The organism is Collinsella sp. CLA-ER-H2 (genome assembly GCF_040092405.1).
In the GTDB taxonomy this organism is placed as follows: Bacteria; Actinomycetota; Coriobacteriia; order Coriobacteriales; family Coriobacteriaceae; genus Collinsella.
In genome coordinates, this window is record NZ_JBBNLO010000009.1 from 65,640 (window position 1) to 83,147 (window position 17,508).

At 60.1% G+C, this 17,508-nt stretch carries 14 protein-coding genes, 2 tRNA genes and 1 pseudogene; 3 read left to right on the plus strand and 14 right to left on the minus strand.

From position 1 onward, the window contains the following. Positions 1 to 2: 2 nt before the first annotated feature. Positions 3 to 4,700, minus strand: coding sequence for a glutamate synthase large subunit (gene gltB, locus AAAX59_RS04100; RefSeq protein WP_349070741.1), 4,698 nt, complete (start codon positions 4,698 to 4,700; stop codon positions 3 to 5). A 566-nt stretch (positions 4,701 to 5,266) separates the two neighbouring features. Between gltB and gpmA the strand changes: the two genes are divergently transcribed. After that, positions 5,267 to 6,013: a 2,3-diphosphoglycerate-dependent phosphoglycerate mutase gene (gene gpmA, locus AAAX59_RS04105; protein ID WP_349070761.1), complete on the plus strand. Its 747-nt coding sequence runs from the start codon at positions 5,267 to 5,269 to the stop codon at positions 6,011 to 6,013. 75 nt (positions 6,014 to 6,088) lie between these two features. Further along, the gene (locus tag AAAX59_RS04110; protein ID WP_349070743.1) at positions 6,089 to 7,357 is read left to right on the plus strand and encodes an Nramp family divalent metal transporter; all 1,269 of its coding nucleotides are present in this window, start codon (positions 6,089 to 6,091) and stop codon (positions 7,355 to 7,357) included. 388 nt (positions 7,358 to 7,745) lie between these two features. Here the strand turns inward: AAAX59_RS04110 and AAAX59_RS04115 are convergent, their stop codons facing one another. The 6 genes from AAAX59_RS04115 to AAAX59_RS04140 all read right to left on the minus strand — a co-directional run bounded on the left by AAAX59_RS04115 (position 7,746) and on the right by AAAX59_RS04140 (position 10,327). Continuing rightward, a complete protein-coding gene (locus tag AAAX59_RS04115) occupies positions 7,746 to 7,889 on the minus strand; it encodes a rubredoxin-like domain-containing protein (RefSeq protein ID WP_349070745.1) in 144 nt (47 codons plus the stop codon). An 88-nt stretch (positions 7,890 to 7,977) separates the two neighbouring features. Then, entirely contained in the window at positions 7,978 to 8,481 is a 504-nt protein-coding gene (locus tag AAAX59_RS04120) for a flavin reductase family protein (protein WP_349070746.1), read from the minus strand. Between the two features lie 206 nt (positions 8,482 to 8,687). Continuing rightward, positions 8,688 to 9,158, minus strand: a complete 471-nt coding sequence (gene smpB, locus AAAX59_RS04125; RefSeq protein ID WP_349070747.1) for an SsrA-binding protein SmpB — start codon at positions 9,156 to 9,158, stop codon at positions 8,688 to 8,690. Continuing rightward, positions 9,148 to 10,065 carry a hypothetical protein gene (locus AAAX59_RS04130; protein WP_349070749.1) on the minus strand — a complete coding sequence of 306 codons (918 nt, stop codon included), beginning with the start codon at positions 10,063 to 10,065 and terminating at the stop codon, positions 9,148 to 9,150. Before AAAX59_RS04130 ends, smpB begins: the two co-directional genes overlap by 11 nt. A 94-nt stretch (positions 10,066 to 10,159) precedes the next feature. After that, positions 10,160 to 10,236: transfer RNA gene (locus AAAX59_RS04135), tRNA-Glu, on the minus strand. A gap of 17 nt (positions 10,237 to 10,253) precedes the next feature. After that, positions 10,254 to 10,327: transfer RNA gene (locus tag AAAX59_RS04140), tRNA-Gln, on the minus strand. Positions 10,328 to 10,603: 276 nt separating this feature from the next. Between AAAX59_RS04140 and AAAX59_RS04145 the strand changes: the two genes are divergently transcribed. Continuing rightward, on the plus strand, positions 10,604 to 11,014 hold the full coding sequence (locus tag AAAX59_RS04145; RefSeq protein WP_349070751.1) for a hypothetical protein: 411 nt from the start codon (positions 10,604 to 10,606) through the stop codon (positions 11,012 to 11,014). A gap of 72 nt (positions 11,015 to 11,086) precedes the next feature. On the opposite strand, the gene AAAX59_RS04150 is transcribed toward AAAX59_RS04145, so the two are convergent. The 7 genes and pseudogenes from AAAX59_RS04150 to AAAX59_RS04180 form a co-directional block, all read right to left on the minus strand. Beyond that, entirely contained in the window at positions 11,087 to 11,446 is a 360-nt protein-coding gene (locus tag AAAX59_RS04150; protein WP_117564210.1) for an arsenate reductase family protein, read from the minus strand. Between the two features lie 92 nt (positions 11,447 to 11,538). Further along, the gene (locus AAAX59_RS04155; RefSeq protein WP_349070752.1) at positions 11,539 to 12,591 is read right to left on the minus strand and encodes a MupG family TIM beta-alpha barrel fold protein; all 1,053 of its coding nucleotides are present in this window, start codon (positions 12,589 to 12,591) and stop codon (positions 11,539 to 11,541) included. Between the two features lie 117 nt (positions 12,592 to 12,708). Then, positions 12,709 to 14,139: a PTS transporter subunit EIIC gene (locus AAAX59_RS04160; protein WP_349070753.1), complete on the minus strand. Its 1,431-nt coding sequence runs from the start codon at positions 14,137 to 14,139 to the stop codon at positions 12,709 to 12,711. Between the two features lie 57 nt (positions 14,140 to 14,196). Beyond that, entirely contained in the window at positions 14,197 to 15,120 is a 924-nt protein-coding gene (gene murQ / locus AAAX59_RS04165; RefSeq protein ID WP_349070754.1) for an N-acetylmuramic acid 6-phosphate etherase, read from the minus strand. Positions 15,121 to 15,130: 10 nt separating this feature from the next. Next, positions 15,131 to 15,982 carry a MurR/RpiR family transcriptional regulator gene (locus tag AAAX59_RS04170; RefSeq protein WP_349070756.1) on the minus strand — a complete coding sequence of 284 codons (852 nt, stop codon included), beginning with the start codon at positions 15,980 to 15,982 and terminating at the stop codon, positions 15,131 to 15,133. A gap of 204 nt (positions 15,983 to 16,186) precedes the next feature. Continuing rightward, complete coding sequence (locus tag AAAX59_RS04175; RefSeq protein ID WP_349070758.1) at positions 16,187 to 16,768, minus strand: VanZ family protein; 582 nt, start codon at positions 16,766 to 16,768, stop codon at positions 16,187 to 16,189. Positions 16,769 to 16,872: 104 nt separating this feature from the next. After that, positions 16,873 to 17,379, minus strand: a pseudogene (locus AAAX59_RS04180) (recombinase family protein); the annotation flags it as partial. Positions 17,380 to 17,508 lie beyond the last annotated feature (129 nt).

Sequence of the window (17,508 nt, forward strand, 5' to 3'; positions counted from 1 at the left end):
ACTTACGCCTCCTTCTTGGTCGAAGCAACAGAGCTGGCAGCCACGGGCGCAGCGCCCGCAGCACCGCCCGCAACATCGAAGCGAGCAACATCCGCGGCACTCGCCCGACCGGTCACAATGTCAAACGCCAGCTCCTCGGCCTGCGCATGCGTCTTGCCGACGGCCTCGGCGGCGGCGACAATCGCCAGCACGCGCTCGTACTCGGTCGGAATGACCTTCACAAAGTGCTTGCTCATCGTCTCAAAGCTGTAGAGCAGCTTGATGCCGCGTGGGCTCTGCGTCGCGTCCACGTGCTCTTGGATGAGCGCGCAAATCTGCGCCAGCTCGCCGGCCGTCGGGGCTTTAAGCTCAACGCTCTCGTGGTTCACACGGGCATCGAGCGTGCCGTACTGGTCAAAGACATAGGCCACGCCACCCGTCATGCCGGCAGCGAAGTTCTGCCCGACCTCGCCCAGGATGAGCGCCAGACCACCCGTCATGTACTCGCAGCCATGGTTGCCGCAGCCCTCGACCACCACCGTGGCACCGGAGTTGCGTACGCCAAAGCGCTGGCCTGCCAGGCCGTTAATGAAGCCGCGGCCGCTCGTGGCGCCAAAGAACGCAACGTTGCCCACGATGATGTTCTCATCGAACTTGTAGGTCGCATGCGGGTTGGGGCGCACCGACACCTCGCCGCCCGAAAGGCCCTTGCCAAAGTAGTCGTTGGCGTCGCCGCACACGTTGAGCGTAATGCCGCGCGGCAGGAAGGCGCCAAAGCTCTGACCGGCCGAACCATCGCAATCGATGGTGATGGAGCCGGCGGGCAGGCCCTCGGGATGCGCCTTGGTCACCGCGTTGCCCAAAATGGTGCCCACGCAGCGGTTGACGTTGGCGATATCGGCGCGGAAGCGAATCGGACGCAGGTGCGCACGGGCATCGGCCGTATAGGGCACAAACAACGTGGAGTCGAGCGTCTTGTCGAGCTCGCTGTCCGCAGCCATCTGGGGCAGGAAGTGACGGCCGTCGGCACCCGGGATGTGGGCACCAAACTCACAGGTCGCGCTCGCCAGCACGGGCGACAGATCCAGCAGGTTAGCCTTGCGGTTGCCCGGGACCTCAATCTGGCGCAAGCACTCGGGATGGCCGACCATCTCGTCGACGGTGCGGAAGCCCAGGCTCGCCATGACCTCGCGCAGCTGCTCGGCAACAAAGAGCATAAAGTGCTCGACGTGCTCTGGCTTGCCGCGGAAGCCGCGACGCAGGCGGCAGTTTTGCGTAGCGATGCCGGCCGGGCAGGTATCCTGCTGGCAGTCGCGCTGCATGAGGCAGCCCATGGAGATGAGCGGCATGGTCGCAAAGCCAAACTCCTCGGCACCCAGCAGGCAGGCGACGGCGACGTCGGTGCCGTCCATGAGCTTGCCATCGGCCTCGAGCACCACGCGTGAGCGCAGGCCGTTTTGCAGCAGCGTCTGCTGGGCCTCGGCAAGGCCAAGCTCCAGCGGCAGACCGGCGTGCCAGATCGAATCGCGCGCCGCAGCACCGGAGCCGCCGTTGTGGCCGCTGATCAAGATCTTGTCGGCGGCACCCTTGGCCACACCGGTGGAGATGGTGCCGACGCCGGCCTCGCTGACCAGCTTGACCGACACGCGTGCGCCGGGGTTGGCGTTCTTAAGATCGAAGATCAGCTCTGCCAGGTCCTCGATGGAGTAGATGTCGTGGTGCGGCGGAGGCGAGATCAGGCCGATGCCAGGCGTGGACTGACGGACCTCGGCAATCCAGGGGTAGACCTTCTTGCCGGGCAGGTGGCCACCCTCGCCAGGCTTGGCGCCCTGGGCCATCTTGATCTGAATCTCGAAGGCGCTGCACAGGTAGCGGCTCGTCACGCCAAAGCGCGCGCTTGCCACCTGCTTGATGGCGGAGTTCTTGGAGTCACCGTTAGCCAGCGGGGTCTCGCGGCGCGGATCCTCGCCGCCCTCGCCCGAGTTGGAACGGCCGTGCAGGCGGTTCATGGCGATGGCCATGCACTCGTGTGCTTCCTTGCTGATGGAACCGTACGACATGGCGCCGGTGTTAAAGCGGCGAACGATGTTGAGCGCGGGCTCGACCTCGTCGAGTGCCACCGGGGTGCGGCCGCCGGCATCAAAGTCCAGCAGGTCGCGCAGGCGCACGGCACGGCCGGTGCGGTGCAGGCGGGCGCTGTACTCCTTAAAGGTGTCGTAGCTGTCCTCACGGCAGGCGGTCTGCAGCAAATAGACAGTCTGCGGATCGATGAGGTGATCCTCGCCGCCGAGCGGGCGCCACTTGGTCAGGCCCAGCGTGGGCAGCTGATCGGGAGCCGGGCTCTTAAGGATAGCGAGCGCGGCGTCGTAGCGCTCGTTTTGCTCGCGCTCGACGTCCTCGACACCCATACCGCCCACACGGCTCACCGTGCCGGCGAAGTACGCGTTGACAAACTCCGGCGTAAAGCCCACGGCCTCGAAGATCTGCGCCGAATGGTAGCTCTGCACCGTGGAGATGCCCATCTTGGACATGATGGAAACGATGCCGGCAGTCGCAGCCTTGTTGTAGTTGGCGATGCCCTGCTCGGCTGTCACGTCCAGATCGCCGTGCGCCGCCAAGTCGCGGATGCACGCATGCGCGTTGTACGGGTAGATGCCGCTTGCGGAGTAGCCCACCAGCGCCGCAAAGTCGTGCGGAGACACGGCGTCGCCGCACTCCACCACGATGTCGGCAAAGGTACGCACGCCGGCGCGGATCAGGTGGTTGTGCACGCAGCCCACGGCGAGCAGTGACGGCACAGGGACCTCGCCCGCCGCAGCACGGTCGCTCAACACCACGATGTTCACGCCGTCGCGGACCGCAGCCTCGACGTCTTCGGCAAGCTGCTTGAGCGCAGCCTGCAGCGCGCCCTCACCCGCGTCGCGGCGGTACACGGCACGGAACCGGCGGGTCTTAAAGCCAACACGGTCAATCGCGCAAATGCGGTCGAACTCCTCCTCGCTCAGCAGCGGGCGCTCCAGGCGCACCAGCTGGCAGGCCGTACGGGAGTCCTCGAGCAAGTTGCCGTGGTTGCCCAGGTAGAGCGTGGTCGAAGTCACCATGTGCTCGCGCAGGGCATCGATCGGCGGATTCGTGACTTGGGCGAACAGCTGATAGAAGTAGTCAAAGAACGAGCGCGTCTTCTTGGACAGGCAGGCCAGCGGCGCATCGATACCCATCGAGGCGAGCGGCGCCTTGCCCTGCTGGGCCATGGGACGCACGACTTCGTCAACATCATCCCAGTGATACCCGAGCTTGGCCATGCGCACGGCGGCGGGCACCTCGGTATCCTCGGCGGGCGTGGGCGCGACGGGCTTGTCGAGCGCGTCGACGGTCAGCGTCTCCTCGGCAATCCAGTCGCGGTAGGGCTTTTCCTTGGCGTAACGGGCACGCAGCTCATCGTTGTAGATGACGCGCCCGCGGGCAAAGTCGACCTCGAGCATCTGGCCCGGTCCCAGGCAGCCGCTCGTCAGGATGTTCTCGGGGCTCACCTCGATGGTGCCCACCTCGCTTGCCAGCATAAAGCGACCGTCGCGCGTCACATAGTAGCGGGCGGGACGCAAGCCGTTACGATCGAGGGCGGCACCCAGCGTGCGACCGTCGGTAAAGGCGATGGCCGCCGGGCCATCCCACGGTTCCATGAGCATGGACTGGTAAGCGTCGTAGGCGCGGCGCTCCTCACTCAGGCTGTCGTTGTGGTCCCACGGCTCGGGCAGCAGCATGGATGCGGCACGCGTGAGCGGACGACCGTTCATGACCAAAAACTCAAGCACATTGTCCAGAATCGCGGAGTCGGAGCCCTCGCGGTTGATGATGGGCATCACGCGCTCAAGATCGTGCTGCAGCACGGGGCTGTACAGGTTGGGTTCGCGGGCGCGGATCCAGTTGACGTTGCCCTTGAGGGTGTTGATCTCGCCGTTGTGGATGATAAAGCGGTTGGGGTGCGCGCGCTCCCAGCTGGGCGTAGTGTTGGTGGAGTAGCGCGAGTGGACGAGCGCCACGGCCGTCTTGACGGCGGCGTCGTTGAGATCGATGAAGAAGCGGCGCATCTGCGTGGCGACCAGCATGCCCTTGTACACGATGGTGCGCGAGCTCATAGAGCACACATAGAAGATCTTGTCGCGCAGGGCAAACTCAGCATCGGCCTTCTTTTCGATGGTGCGGCGGCACACGTACAGACGACGCTCGAAGGCATCGCCGGCGGGCGTGTCGTCCGGACGGCCCAGGAAGGCCTGCAGGATAGTGGGCATGCAGGCGCGGGCCGTCTCGCCCAGGTCGTGCGGGTCGACCGGTACCTCGCGCCAAAAGAGCAGCGGCACGCCGGCCTCGGCGCAACCCTCTTCAAACACGCGGCGGGCATCCTCTACGCCCTTGTCGTCCTGCGGGAAGAACAGCATGGCCACGCCATAGTCGCCCTCTGCCGGCAGAATCTGGCCGCACTTTTGAGCCTCTTTACGGAAAAAGTGATGCGGAACCTGGAACAGGATGCCAGCGCCGTCGCCGGTGTTCTTCTCGAGTCCCGTGCCACCGCGGTGCTCCAAGTTGACCAGAATGGACAGCGCATCGTCCAAAATCTGGTGATGGCGCTCGCCGTTGATATCGGCAAGCGCGCCGATGCCACATGCATCGTGGTCGAATTCGGGGCGATAAAGGCCCTGCTGCTGAGCGAAATCTGCCTGCATCGCGATCCTCCCCTAGATATTTAGACAGTCAGTTGAATAGGCATACTAGGAGCATCACCGGCCTGTTGTGTTTCCCACCCGTTTCGAAACAATCGCGTAACGCACGCCCTACGAGTGGACACCGCCGACCTCAAGGGCGACAACATAGGCCCCAAGTTCGGCCTGCAAACTCACCTCTTCAAACATCTCAATCTGTAACAGTAAGACCCAATTTCGACGACTAACTGTTACAGATTGAGATGTTTTCGAGAGACGGTTCCGAATGTCTCGATCTGTAACACGAAGGGTCAGTTTTGGCGGTCAGCTGTTACAGATCGAGATTTTCCATAGGACCATTTCTTCCTGTCTTGATCTGTAACACCTAGACCCAATTTCCATCCCTAGTTGTTACAGATCAAGACATTTCGGCAACCCCCTTTCCCCACCCCATTCAAATTCAACAATTTTGTTAGTCGTGGTTAACTTTTTGGCCTAAAACGGGTATCCTTTGCGGCGTCAAGCAAACGGCACGCGCGCCGTGCCAGATCAAGGAGGCCCCCATGGCACGCCAGAAAGACCAACAGACGATGCAACTTGTCCTTATCCGTCACGGAGAATCCGAGTGGAACAAACTCAACCTGTTCACCGGCTGGACCGATGTTGAGCTCACCGACACGGGCCGCGAAGAAGCCGCCGCAGGCGGTCGAGCCCTCAAAGAAGCGGGTTTCGACTTTGACGTCTGCTACACCTCGCGCCTCAAGCGGGCAATCCATACCCTCAACATCGTGCTCGCCCAGATGGACCGCGAATGGCTGCCCGTCATCAAGTCCTGGAAGCTCAACGAGCGCCACTACGGCGCGCTGCAGGGTCTCAACAAGGCCGATGCCGCGGCGGAGCACGGCGACGAGCAGGTACTCATCTGGCGCCGTTCCTTCGATGTCTGCCCGCCGGCGCTCGAGCCGGGCGATAGTCGCGACCCCCACACGCAGGAGCAATACCGCGACATCGCGCCCGACCAGCTACCCTACACCGAGTGTCTCAAGGACACGATTGCCCGTGCCTGGCCTTATTTTGAGGACGAGATTCGCCCCCAGATGCTCGCCGGCAAGCGCGTGCTCATCGCCGCGCACGGCAACTCCCTGCGCTCTCTCGTCATGAAGTTCGAGCACCTCACGCCCGAGGAGATCGTCAAGGTCAACATCCCCACCGGCGTGCCGCTCGTCTACACCTTCGATGCCGAGTTCAACGTCCTCTATAAGCGCTACATCGGCGACCCGACAACCATCGCCGCCAAGATCGACGCCGTGGCCAATCAGGGCAAGGCGCACAAGTAGCCCCAACCCAAGCCCAGCGCGCGGCGCCACGTGATCCAAGCGCGGCGCCGCACCACCCATATGCAGGAACCCACCATGTTCAACACCATGCTCAACCATCTCAAACATCATTTTGGCTCCCGACGCACTGGCGGCCACGGAGGCCTAGACATCGCACGGCACATCGGGCCCGGCCTGCTCGTGACCGTCGGCTTTATCGACCCGGGCAATTGGGCCTCCAATATGGCCGCCGGCTCGCAGTTTGGCTACGCGCTGCTGTGGATCGTCACGCTGTCCACGATCATGCTCATCGCGCTGCAGCACAACGCGGCGCACCTGGGTATCGCCACGGGCGCCTGTCTTGCCGAGGCCACGACACGTTACCTCCCCCGCTTCGTTGGGCGCACGGTGCTCGCCAGTGCCTATCTTGCGACCATCGCCACCGCCATGGCCGAAGTCCTGGGCGGTGCGATCGCGCTTCAAATGCTCTTTGGCCTGCCCGTACGCGCCGGCTGCATCATCGTGGCGGCGGCATCGATTGTCATGCTCATGACAAGCTCCTACAAACGCGCCGAACGCTGGATCATCGCCTTCGTGGGCGTGGTGGGACTTTCGTTTTTAGCCGAGCTTGCACTAGTCAAGGTCGACTGGCCGCAAGCCGCCACAAGCTGGATCACACCCAGTATGCCCACCGGCTCGGCCGCGATTATCGTAAGTGTCCTGGGCGCGGTCGTTATGCCCCACAACCTCTTCCTGCACTCCGAGGTCATCCAATCCATGCACTTCGAAGGCCAAGGCGAGCAGGTTATCGAAGAACGTCTGCGCTACGAGCTCTTTGACACGCTCTTTTCGATGGGTGTTGGCTGGGCAATCAACTCGGCCATGGTCATCCTGGCCGCGACGACTTTCTTTGCGCACGGCATTGTCGTAGACGACCTCGCCGTCGCAGCGGCCACGCTCTCCCCCATCTTGGGCCCGGCGAGCTCGACCATCTTTGCGGTGGCGCTGCTGTTTGCGGGCCTCTCGAGCAGTGTGACGGCGGGCATGGCGGCAGGCACCATCACCGCGGGTGTGTTCGACGAGGAATACGACATCCACGACCGACACTCCTCGATCGGGGTGGCGGCCTGTTTCGTCGGCGCAGTGACGGCATGCCTGGTCGTCAAAAATCCCTTTGAGGGCCTCATCTGGAGCCAGGCGCTGCTGTCGCTTCAATTGCCGATTACGGTCTTTGTGCTCATACGACTCACCAGTTCGCCCCGCGTCATGGGCAAATACGCCAACTCGCGCCCGCTCAACGCGTTGCTCGTAGGGATCGGCGTCATCGTGACGATTCTTGATGTCGTGTTGTTGACAGGGATGTAATGGGGCGGAGCACCTACCCAGGCAAACGTCTCGATCCGTAACATCTAGACCCGCTTTTGATGTCTAGGTGTCACAGATCGAGATCTTCTGCCGGACGGTTTTGGTTTGTCTCGATCTGTAACAAGTGGACCCATTTTCCACTTCTAGATGTTACAGATCGAGACATTTCTTCAGCTCCAACCTTTTGTCTCAATCTGTAACAGGAAGACCCGTTTTGAGTCGTTAGATGTTACAGATTGAGACAAAAGGTCGGCCGGACTCACGACAGACTGGATCGGCTAACAGCAGCCGTGATCCCTTGGGGACGGAGGAAAAGGGTCCCGGCCGGAATATCCGACCGAGACCCTTGGACAGAGCTATGTGTTGCTGCAAGTCGTGTGTCTGCGAGCTACTCCTCGACGAGCTCAAACTCATCGGGACCAACGCCGCACACCGGGCACACGTAGTCCTCGGGCAGCTCGGGCGTGTCGACCTCAACCTCGTAACCGCAAACGACGCACACAAACTTATACGTCTTTTTCTCCTCAGCCATGATGTTCTCCTCTCGAACGCGACTGCTGGTGTACTTGCTTATTAGTATATATTCTCAATAATATAATACAAGCATTTTTAGAACATTTCTAGCCTTGATACGACGAGGCTTTGGGCGGCGTCTTGCCCTTCAAGACCTTGTGATAGTAGTCATAGGTCAGCGGGGCCTCGCCGCTCAAGCGCTCGGCATCCTCCACCTCGCCGATAAAGAGCAGGTGCGTGCCCACATCCACGGTATCGATCAGACGGCAGCTGAACAGCGCCGCCGCGTGCTCAGGCACATAGGGCATGCCCAGAGCCGTCTCGCGGGTCTCGTATTTGGCAAACTTGTCATAATCGCTGCTGGTGCGGAACCCAAAGTTACCGATGTAGAGCATGTCGGCGGTCTGATCGATCACGGTCAGCGCGAACGCTTTGGCCGATGCGATGACGCCCGAGGTGACATTGTCCTTGTTCACGGCAACCGAAATACGCGGCGGCATGGACGTCACCTGCACCGCAGTGTTGATGACGCAGCCGGCGCGCAACCCTTCTGCCGCAGCGCTCACCACGTACAGACCGCTCGGCATGGTAAAGAACGCAGTTTTGTCCATAACGATCACTCCCCTAGCTCGGGTTGGAACCTCATGAATGTATGTACCCACAAAAAAGGCGGCACCCATAACGGACGCCGCCTTTGAAACATATGTGTCAGAACAGTAAGAAAGATGAGACGCCCGCAGTTGCGGTGAAATAGGGACTGAATAGCCCCTCAAACAGGCAAAACAGTCCGTATTCCACCGCAACTTATACAGAGTGCCTAGCGGTTGCGTTCCTTAAGGGCGCGGTCGATCTCGCGTTGGACATCACGCTTGGCCATGTCCTCGCGCTTGTCGTAGAGCTTCTTGCCGCGACCCAGACCCAGCAGCAGCTTTACGCGGCCGTCGGTATTAAAGTAGAGTTCCAACGGAACCAGCGCATAACCACGGTTGCGAAGTTTGCCGTCAAGAAAGTCGATCTCCTTGCGGTGCAGCAGCAGACGACGCCGACGATCGGGATCGCGATTCCACACGCCACCATGGCTATAAGGGTGGATATGCAGTCCGACGAGCCAGCACTCGCCGCCACGAATCAGCGCAAAAGTGTCAGTGATCTGACAGGCGCGCTCGCGAATCGACTTGACCTCGGTGCCGCTCAGCTCAATACCGCACTCAAACGTCTCATCGATAAAGTACTCGTGATGTGCCGAGCGATTCTTGGAAATGAGTTTGCGCTCGCTCTTACTGGGCATCGCCGGCCTCCTTGGCTCCATCGGCGTTTGAGCCCGCAGCCTCACGCTTTGCCTTGCGCTCGGCATTGAGCTCGGCATCGCTCTCGCGCACCAGTTTGATAATCGCCGCGCAGGCCTCCTCGCCCACCAAGTCGCGAGCACGCACCGTCAGGCGCGTCGCCTCCTGCTTGTCGCCGTCACTCGCAGCATCGGTCGCGCACATAATCAGGCAGATGGCAATCTCGGCCGAAGGCGAGGTCGGCACGCCTTGCAGGGCCAGTTCACCCATCACGTGGTCGTCGCTCTCATCAGCGGCATCCGGATAGGTGGTATGGATCTTGTTGAGCAGGCGCGTCGTATGCGCATCGTTGGGCGCCAGGCGCAGCGCCAGACGCGCGCAGCCCACGGCAGCCGAAACGTTCTCGGTCTCGGGCTCCAAGAAGTACTGACCTAGATTGGCGTAAGCGCGGGCGGCGCACTTGCCATCGCTTGCACGCTCCAGCACCGAGAACGAGAGCGATGCCCATTCCTGCTTGTCCTCGAGTGCGCGGAACAGCTCGGCCAAATCCAAGCGATAGTTGCAGTTCATGGGGTCCCAACGCACAGCCTGCATCAGGGCATTGCGAGCGCTCACATAATCCTGCTGGCGAATGTAGGCAAACGCCATGTCAGAGTACAGGCGGTCAAACGGCACCTCGACCTGCACGAGCTCGCGCGGATCCTTCTCCACGCGGCGATAGGCCAAGCGCTCAAACTTGCTATCGAAGCTAAAGTATTGGCGCTTCTCCACCGTCTTGCACTCAGCGTCGATATACTCCTCGGCGAGCTCCACCAGACGCTCCAGCAGCGGCGTCGCCGTAGCCAGGTCGCCCTGCGCCAGATAGTTCTCGGCATACGTGATGTCTTGCAAGCTGATGGGCAGATCCATGGCTACTCCTCGATCTGAGCGAAACACGGCAGGCGCCGTATATACGGTCAATACACAAAACCCGGGTCTCTTACGAGGCCCGGGCGTTCAATTTTGGTAGCCCGTACCAGATTCGAACTGGTGATCTCCGCCTTGAGAGGGCGGCGTCCTAAACCGCTAGACGAACGGGCCATATGTAGCAAATGCAATGGCTGGGATGGAGGGAGTCGAACCCCCATTGACGGAACCAGAATCCGCTGTCCTGCCATTAGACGACATCCCAATGACTGCATCGCTGCGCTCGGCTGTGCCTTTGCGCAAGAAAGAAATATACGGGAAGTCTCGCCATGACGCAAGCCCCAATTTTGACTTTTTTGAAATTCAGTCAAATTGGCCTAATTTAGTCCAACCCGTGAAGGACCTGTGAAGCCGACCGCTGTACACGAAGGGCAAAACGCCGCGAGCGGTAGCCGTCAACCGTTGGCAGATTCTACCGCGAAAACGATAGCACCAGGCAACACAATCGAAGTATCAATGATCGCGTAGATATCGAGGCACCATGGACGAAGAGCTTGATTACCTATGGGAGACCCTGGGCCTCGAGATCACTGCTGACCTTTGGCCCGAACGGGACAAAATCCATCCCACACTGCGCCCCGCCATCACGGTGATGCAGGCAAAATACCGCCGTGCATCCTTTTTGATCATGCGGGTGTCATGGCACGCGGGACTCCCCGACCTTAAGCGAATCCAGGCAAGCCTCGTCGAGCTGTCCGGCATGCCGACCGTCATATCCGAGGCGCGCCTGGAGCAGCGCCAGCGCGAGCGACTGCAACAGCAGCGGATTCCCTTTATCTGCCCCGGCGTTCAGGCATATCTGCCCTTTATGGACGAGGAGTACTGGAGCGGCAAGCCCAACAAGCACGTAAAGGTCTACGATCCGCACGAATGGGCACAGCTCGATGATTGAGCCGAGCGAGCCCGCCGATGGAAAACACGTCCCACCCTGAGCACTCAAAACGGGTCGCACTTTCCGCAGCCGCTACAGCAACGCCTCGACCCAAGCCGATTCCCTAAAGCCGGGAATCGCAAAGTCGTCGCCCACCAACAGCGGACGCTTAACCAGCATGCCGTCGGTCGCCAGCAGCTCGTAGCACTCCCGATCCGTCATGCCCGCATCTAGACGCGCCTTCAGGCCCAGCTCTCGATATTTCATGCCCGACGAATTAAAGAAGCGCCGCACCGGCAGTCCCGAACGAGCAATCCAGGTCGCAAGCTCATCAGCCGTGGGATTGTCCAAAACGATATCGCGGTCGATATACTCTACCCCGTGTTCGTCCAGCCATGCCTTGGCCTTCTTACAGGTCGAGCACTTGGGATATTCAACAAACAGTACGGTCATGGAAATCCTCCGAATATAGATCAGCCAACGCAGGCACACGCCACACGAGGCGCCTTCGCATGATGGGCCAATTGTAGCCCACGGGTCACACGCTAAACGAACCGTACCCCGAATCCGCGTTTGATGAACGGCAGCAGCTCCATTGCCTCGGGCGTGATATGACCCGCAACGTTCATGCGCTCGTCACCGGGAAGATCGACCCGCGCAATCTCAAGCTCGCCTTCGTAGCGCCCATAGCCGCTATTGCTCACAGCGATCGACCCCGTCTTTCGTGACAGGCCGGCACCGGCATCCATCGGCACGGAATCCGGTTTAAGCGTCGTACGCGACTCCTGAGACCTAAAGATGAGGGTGCTCGAATCGGGTCGGTCGTGATGAATCTGCCCACGTACATAGGCATAACCGGGCTCAAGCTCGCATTGCAGGTCCACGTATCCGGCGGAGACATGAGCAAACTGCGCCCAGCCCGCATCGGAAAGATCGGGGTCGCCGACCAACACAATGTCGCAATCGGCGCCATGTGCAAGCTCAAGCATATTGAGAGCAACCTTTGACGCGCGACCGCGCTGCGCCTCGACCGTCGGCAGTCCCTCGAATACCGGCCCGCGAACGTTGGCATCGCCCGGCACAAAAGCCATGATTTCGAATCCAAGCGCCGCAAGACGAAGATTCACCCGAGCAATGTCCTCCAGAGCTAAGCCGGTATAAGGCTTGGGGTAAAAATTGTGGCAGGCGGCAAAACGAGTCACATCGGCACCGGCCTCACGCCACGATGCGATTTCATCAGAACTCACCGTCGATGCATTGACCACTATGCGAAATACACCGGACAGCTCCGCGACCCGCTGGGCGCTAAAGCCATAGTCCAAACGAAGGTATTCCAACCCCAGATCGCGCAGGTCCTCGATGCGCTCAAGCCCGAGCAAATCGCACGTGCGAGGCCCCACATCGGCAATGAGCGCAATGCCGCGGGCGGAAAGCAGCGACAGCACATGACGGACCTTATCGGCATACGCCGCTCCCCCATCCTCGGGAATATGCAGTGAGGTGAACGCATAGCGCGCACCCGCCGCGGCACCACGCTCGATCGTCCGCTCAATATCCTGCAGAGGGCTGGAAAGATAAATCGAAATACCCGTTTTCACGTTTCAACGCTCCTTTAAAAAAGGCCGGCGGAGCAGTTAGCCCCGCCGGCACAACCATAGCATCAAGAAATCTGCCGCGCGCCGCGAGCCCTGAGCAACACGGCTCGCGATATCAAACTACTCGCCAAAGAACTCGTTGATCTTCTGCTCGTCGACGCCAAAGAACCACGTCAGGACAAAGCCGGCGACATAGGCAAGCAGCATAGCGGCAACGTAGCCGAGCTGCTGGCCAGGAACGACGATCAGCAGGCCAAACAGACCGGAAACGCCCTGAGAAACCGTGCCGATGTGAAGCAGCGCTGCGAGCGCGCCGCCAAATCCGGCACCCAGACAGGCCGTCACAAACGGACGAACGAGCGGCAGCGTAACAGCATACATCAGGGGCTCGCCCACACCCAGGATTCCAACGGGAATGGACTCTGCGACGTACTTCTTAAGCTTGGCGTTCTTGGTCTTAAAGTACAGCGCCAAACCGGCACCGACCTGGCCGCCGCCAGCCATCATAAGGATGGGGAGCAGGTAATTGATACCCTTGGTAGCGCCGTCGGGATCGTTGAGCATAGCGTGGATCGGCGTGAGCGCCTGATGCAGGCCGACGGAAACCAGCGGCAAGAAGCCTGCCGACAGGATATAGCCGCCCAGGACGCCCAGCTTCTCGAAGATAAAGGTCAAAACGCTAAAGATGGCAGTCGTCAGCCATGCGCCAACCGGCTGGATGACGAGCATCAGAGCAAAGGCGCCGATGATGAGCACCAGCAGTGGGGACAAGAACGTGTCGAGCGCGTTGGGCATAACCTTGCGAATCTGACGCTCCATCCAGGCAAAAAATGCGCCAGCGATGAGAGCCGCAATCATGCCGCCCGCCGCGGGGTTGTACTGCGCATTGGTGAGCGGCAGCAAAATGGCAGTGGCAGGATCGGCCGCGCCAGGCGCAAGCAGGGGCATGGCACTGTTGGCGATACACATCATGCCGGCGATGCCGCCCAGCGCAGCGGAGCCACCAAACTCACGTGCCGCGTTATAGCCCACCAAGATGGGCAGATAGGCAAACAGGGCCCAGCCCATGGAACGAATGCCCTGGTACCACCACTCGCCCGCAAGCGCGCCTGCCGTCGAGACGTTAATGACGTTGCAGATACCGTTGATGAGGCCAGCCGCAATGATGCCGGGAAGCAGGGCGACGAAGACATTGGAAATCTTCTTGAGGAAGGCCTGAACCGGCTTAGACTCGTATTTGGCCTTCTGCGCGGCCTTGTTTGTGGCCGCAGCGTCAACCACGCTCTCGTCGGCAACGCCTTTCGCAAGGCCGGTGAGCTTGGAGAACTCCTCGAGCACCTTATTCACCTTGCCCGGACCCAGCACGATCTGCATCGTGTCGTCCTCGACCAGGCCCATCACGCCGTCGAGTGCCTTAATGCCCTCCGTGTCGACGTTGCCCGTGTCTTTGACGGTCACGCGCAGGCGCGTCATGCACGCCGCGTTTGCCAGCACGTTGTCCTTACCGCCCAAAAGGTCCAGCAGCTTTTGAGCCAGCTCTTTGTTCGTCATAACTCCTCCTTGTATTGGGTATCTCGTCTGGATGTCATATCAGCTCACGCCGCACACCTATTGGGCATCGGCATTGCTCTTCTCATGGCCACTCACCGCAGCACGGACATGGCCTCGCGCTCGCTCAAGAGCTACCGCAGCCTGCTCGGCATCGCAGTCCAGCAGTACCGAGACAATAGCGGTTTTTACGTGGCCGCCGGCATCTGCAAGCGCCTGAATAGCGCACTCGCGCGTGCAGCCGGTCGCCTCCATCACGATGTTCTGGCCGCGCACCACCAACTTCTCGTTCGTCTGCTGCACATCGACCATCAGGTTTTGGTATACCTTGCCGATCTTGACCATGGCACCGGTCGAAATCATGTTGAGAATGAGCTTTTGAACCGTTCCCGCCTTGAGCCTCGTTGAGCCGGTCAGTACCTCGGGACCGGGCACGGGTTCAATGGCAAGATCTGCGCTCTCCCCGATCTTCGACCCTTGGTTGCAGGCAATTGCGATCGTCTTGCACCCAGTTGCCTTGGCGTACACAAGGCCGCCCACCACATAGGGAGTACGACCGCTTGCCGCCAGGCCAACGACAAGATCCTTGTCCGAGAGTCCACGCCCCCGCAGGTCGCTCGCGCCAAGCTCCTCGCTGTCTTCGGCACCTTCGACAGCCTTGATAAACGCCGTCTCGCCTCCGGCAATGAGCCCGACAATCAGATCGGGTGACACGCCAAACGTGGGCGGACACTCCGAAGCGTCGAGTACGCCCAGACGACCGCTGGTGCCTGCGCCCATGTAAAAGACGCGCCCGCCGCGCTCGAGTGCCTCAGCAGCCCAGTCGATTGCTGTGGCAACCTGGGGCAGCACTTTTGTGACCGACTGGACGGCACGAAGATCCTCATCGTTCATCGTCGTGACGATTTGCAGCGATGTCATCGTATCGAGGTCCATTGACCTTTGATTACGCTGTTCGGTCGTGAATTTTGTTAAATCGAGCATTTCATTCACCTCATCTTTCCTGTTTCTCGATGTAGTTTTGCTTAATGACATGCGTCGCCCGTTCGTAGTCGCTGGCAACGTAAGCAGCGTACAGGGCATCGACAACCATAAGCTGAGCCATACGCGAAGCCATGGCACCACTGCGGACCAAGGGTTCACTCGCAGCGACGCCGAGCACGGCATCGGCCATGGTGGCAAGCTTGGATGATCCATCTACTTTGGTAACGGCCACAACGGGACAGCTGTGACGTTGAGCCTCGGCGGTGCAGTCCAGCACCTCTTGCGTCAAGCCCGAGTAGCTAAAGGCGATTGCCATATCGCCCTCATGCATGTTCTTGGCACACAAGAGTTGATCATGCCAGTCGTCGTACAGATGGCACTCTTTGTCGACACGCATGAGCTTTTGCGCCAGATCGTGCGCGACCAAACGAGAGGCACCGATACCGAACAGATTGACCGCGCGTGCCCGCTTAAGATAGGCCGCACATCGCTCCAAGACGGTGTAATCGAGCGTTCGCGCCGTCGCTTCAATCGTGCGCACGTTGCTTTTCATCACCTTCCCCACGATACGTTCGACGCTGTCATCCATGGAGATGTCCTCGAGGGCAACGTCTTTCTTGTCACCCAAGAGCGCCAGCTCGGCAATCAGTTCGCGCTGGAACTCCTTGTAGCCCGCAAAACCCAAGCGCTTGCAAAAGCGCAAAATGCTCGAGGGCGAGGAGAACGTGGCATCGGCAAGACCGCGGACGGACAGCCCGACCACCTCGTGCGGATGAGCGCTTACATATGCGATGACATTGCGTTCCGCCGGGCACGCGCTGAGCTCACGCTCGCGAAGCCGCAAAAGCAATCCGTTTGCCATCTCAAACACCTCCGTTGAGAAGAATTAAAGACCAACGAACGATTCGTACCGGATATAAACAGCTTTTACGGTACATTGTGCCGCATCGTGGCGCACAAAGGGCGAGCGTTCTACCGCTCGCCCCTCAAATCCGACCGCTCGGAAATACGCGCGACACAAAATAATTCAACAAGGTCGCATTATCAGAAACGGGTTTGTTACCGGCTAGCGCCTCGCATGGGCGCCGATCGGCCGAGTCGCATGGCGCACCAACGCCGCCGCCAGCAATACCAACAGCATGGCGGTGACATAGCCCGCAGCATCGAATCCTAAATCGATAACGTCGAAATGCCTGCCGGGAACAAAGATCTTATGTACCTGATCGCCAACGGAGCAGGCGGCGCAAAAGAGCAATACGGGCACGCAACGGGAGCATACGCTCCACGGACGCCTGGAAAAGCAAACCACGACCACCGAGGCGAACAATCCGACGAAGAAAAACTCTACGGTATGGGCAACGCGACGGACGTTTGTGCCCACCCACATGCGAACGGAAGCAAGTCGGCCAGACCGGACATTCGAGGCAGCCGAATCGGTGCCCCCGGTCATTCCGTTCTCCGTCTGAGCTTCACCCGTGGCATCGGCAGCCTGAACGCCCGTAGCCTGACCCTCCACCACACGCGCGGTGGACTCGCTCAGCAACGACGTCTCTACCGCATTTTGCTCCGTCAGCACCCAGATGCCCGTCAGCGTTACAGCGAACAGAACGATCGCGGTCCATCCGATTATTTGTTTTACGCGTGCCAAGGGCCAACCTCCTTTTTTGAATATCAGCGAGTGTAGCCCCAAATGACATCGTCAACGTATCAAAATTTGAATCGCAACAGGAAGCGACAAAGCGACGCAAACCCCTACCCCGCCTCGCGCATCCAGCGATCGAACGTCCCCACGCACACACCCAAGCACTTTGCTGCCTGGCTGCGGGTAATATCGCCTGCCTCATAGCTATCGCGCACCAGCTCAAACTGAGGAGGGCGCGGCTTGCGAGGTCGACCGAAACGGACCCCTCGCGCCCGCGCCGCTGCAATTCCCTCCGCCTGGCGCCGATGGATATTCTCGCGCTCCACCTGCGCCACGTAGCTCAGCAGTTGCAGCACAATATCGGCAATCAGGATGTTGGTCACATCCGGCGCGCCGCTGGCCCTGACGCGCGTGTCAAGCAATGGCATGTCCAACACCACAATGGCAACCCCGAGCTCCTTGGTAATGCGTCGCCATTCCTCAAGAATCTCGGAGTAATTACGACCAAGTCGGTCGATAGAAAGCACCACCAGTACGTCCCCGTCTCCCAGGACGTGCAGCAGCTCGCGATAACGCGGTCGATCGAAGTCCTTGCCGCTCGCATGGTCGGCATAAATATTGGCTCTGTTAGACCAGAATTGACATATAGGTGATGCCACCGTGGTATAATGAAACCAGCAACCACGGCATTGGAGCAGGTATGAACGCCGAGGATCTGGTCATCACCCTCAAGAAGAATATGGCGA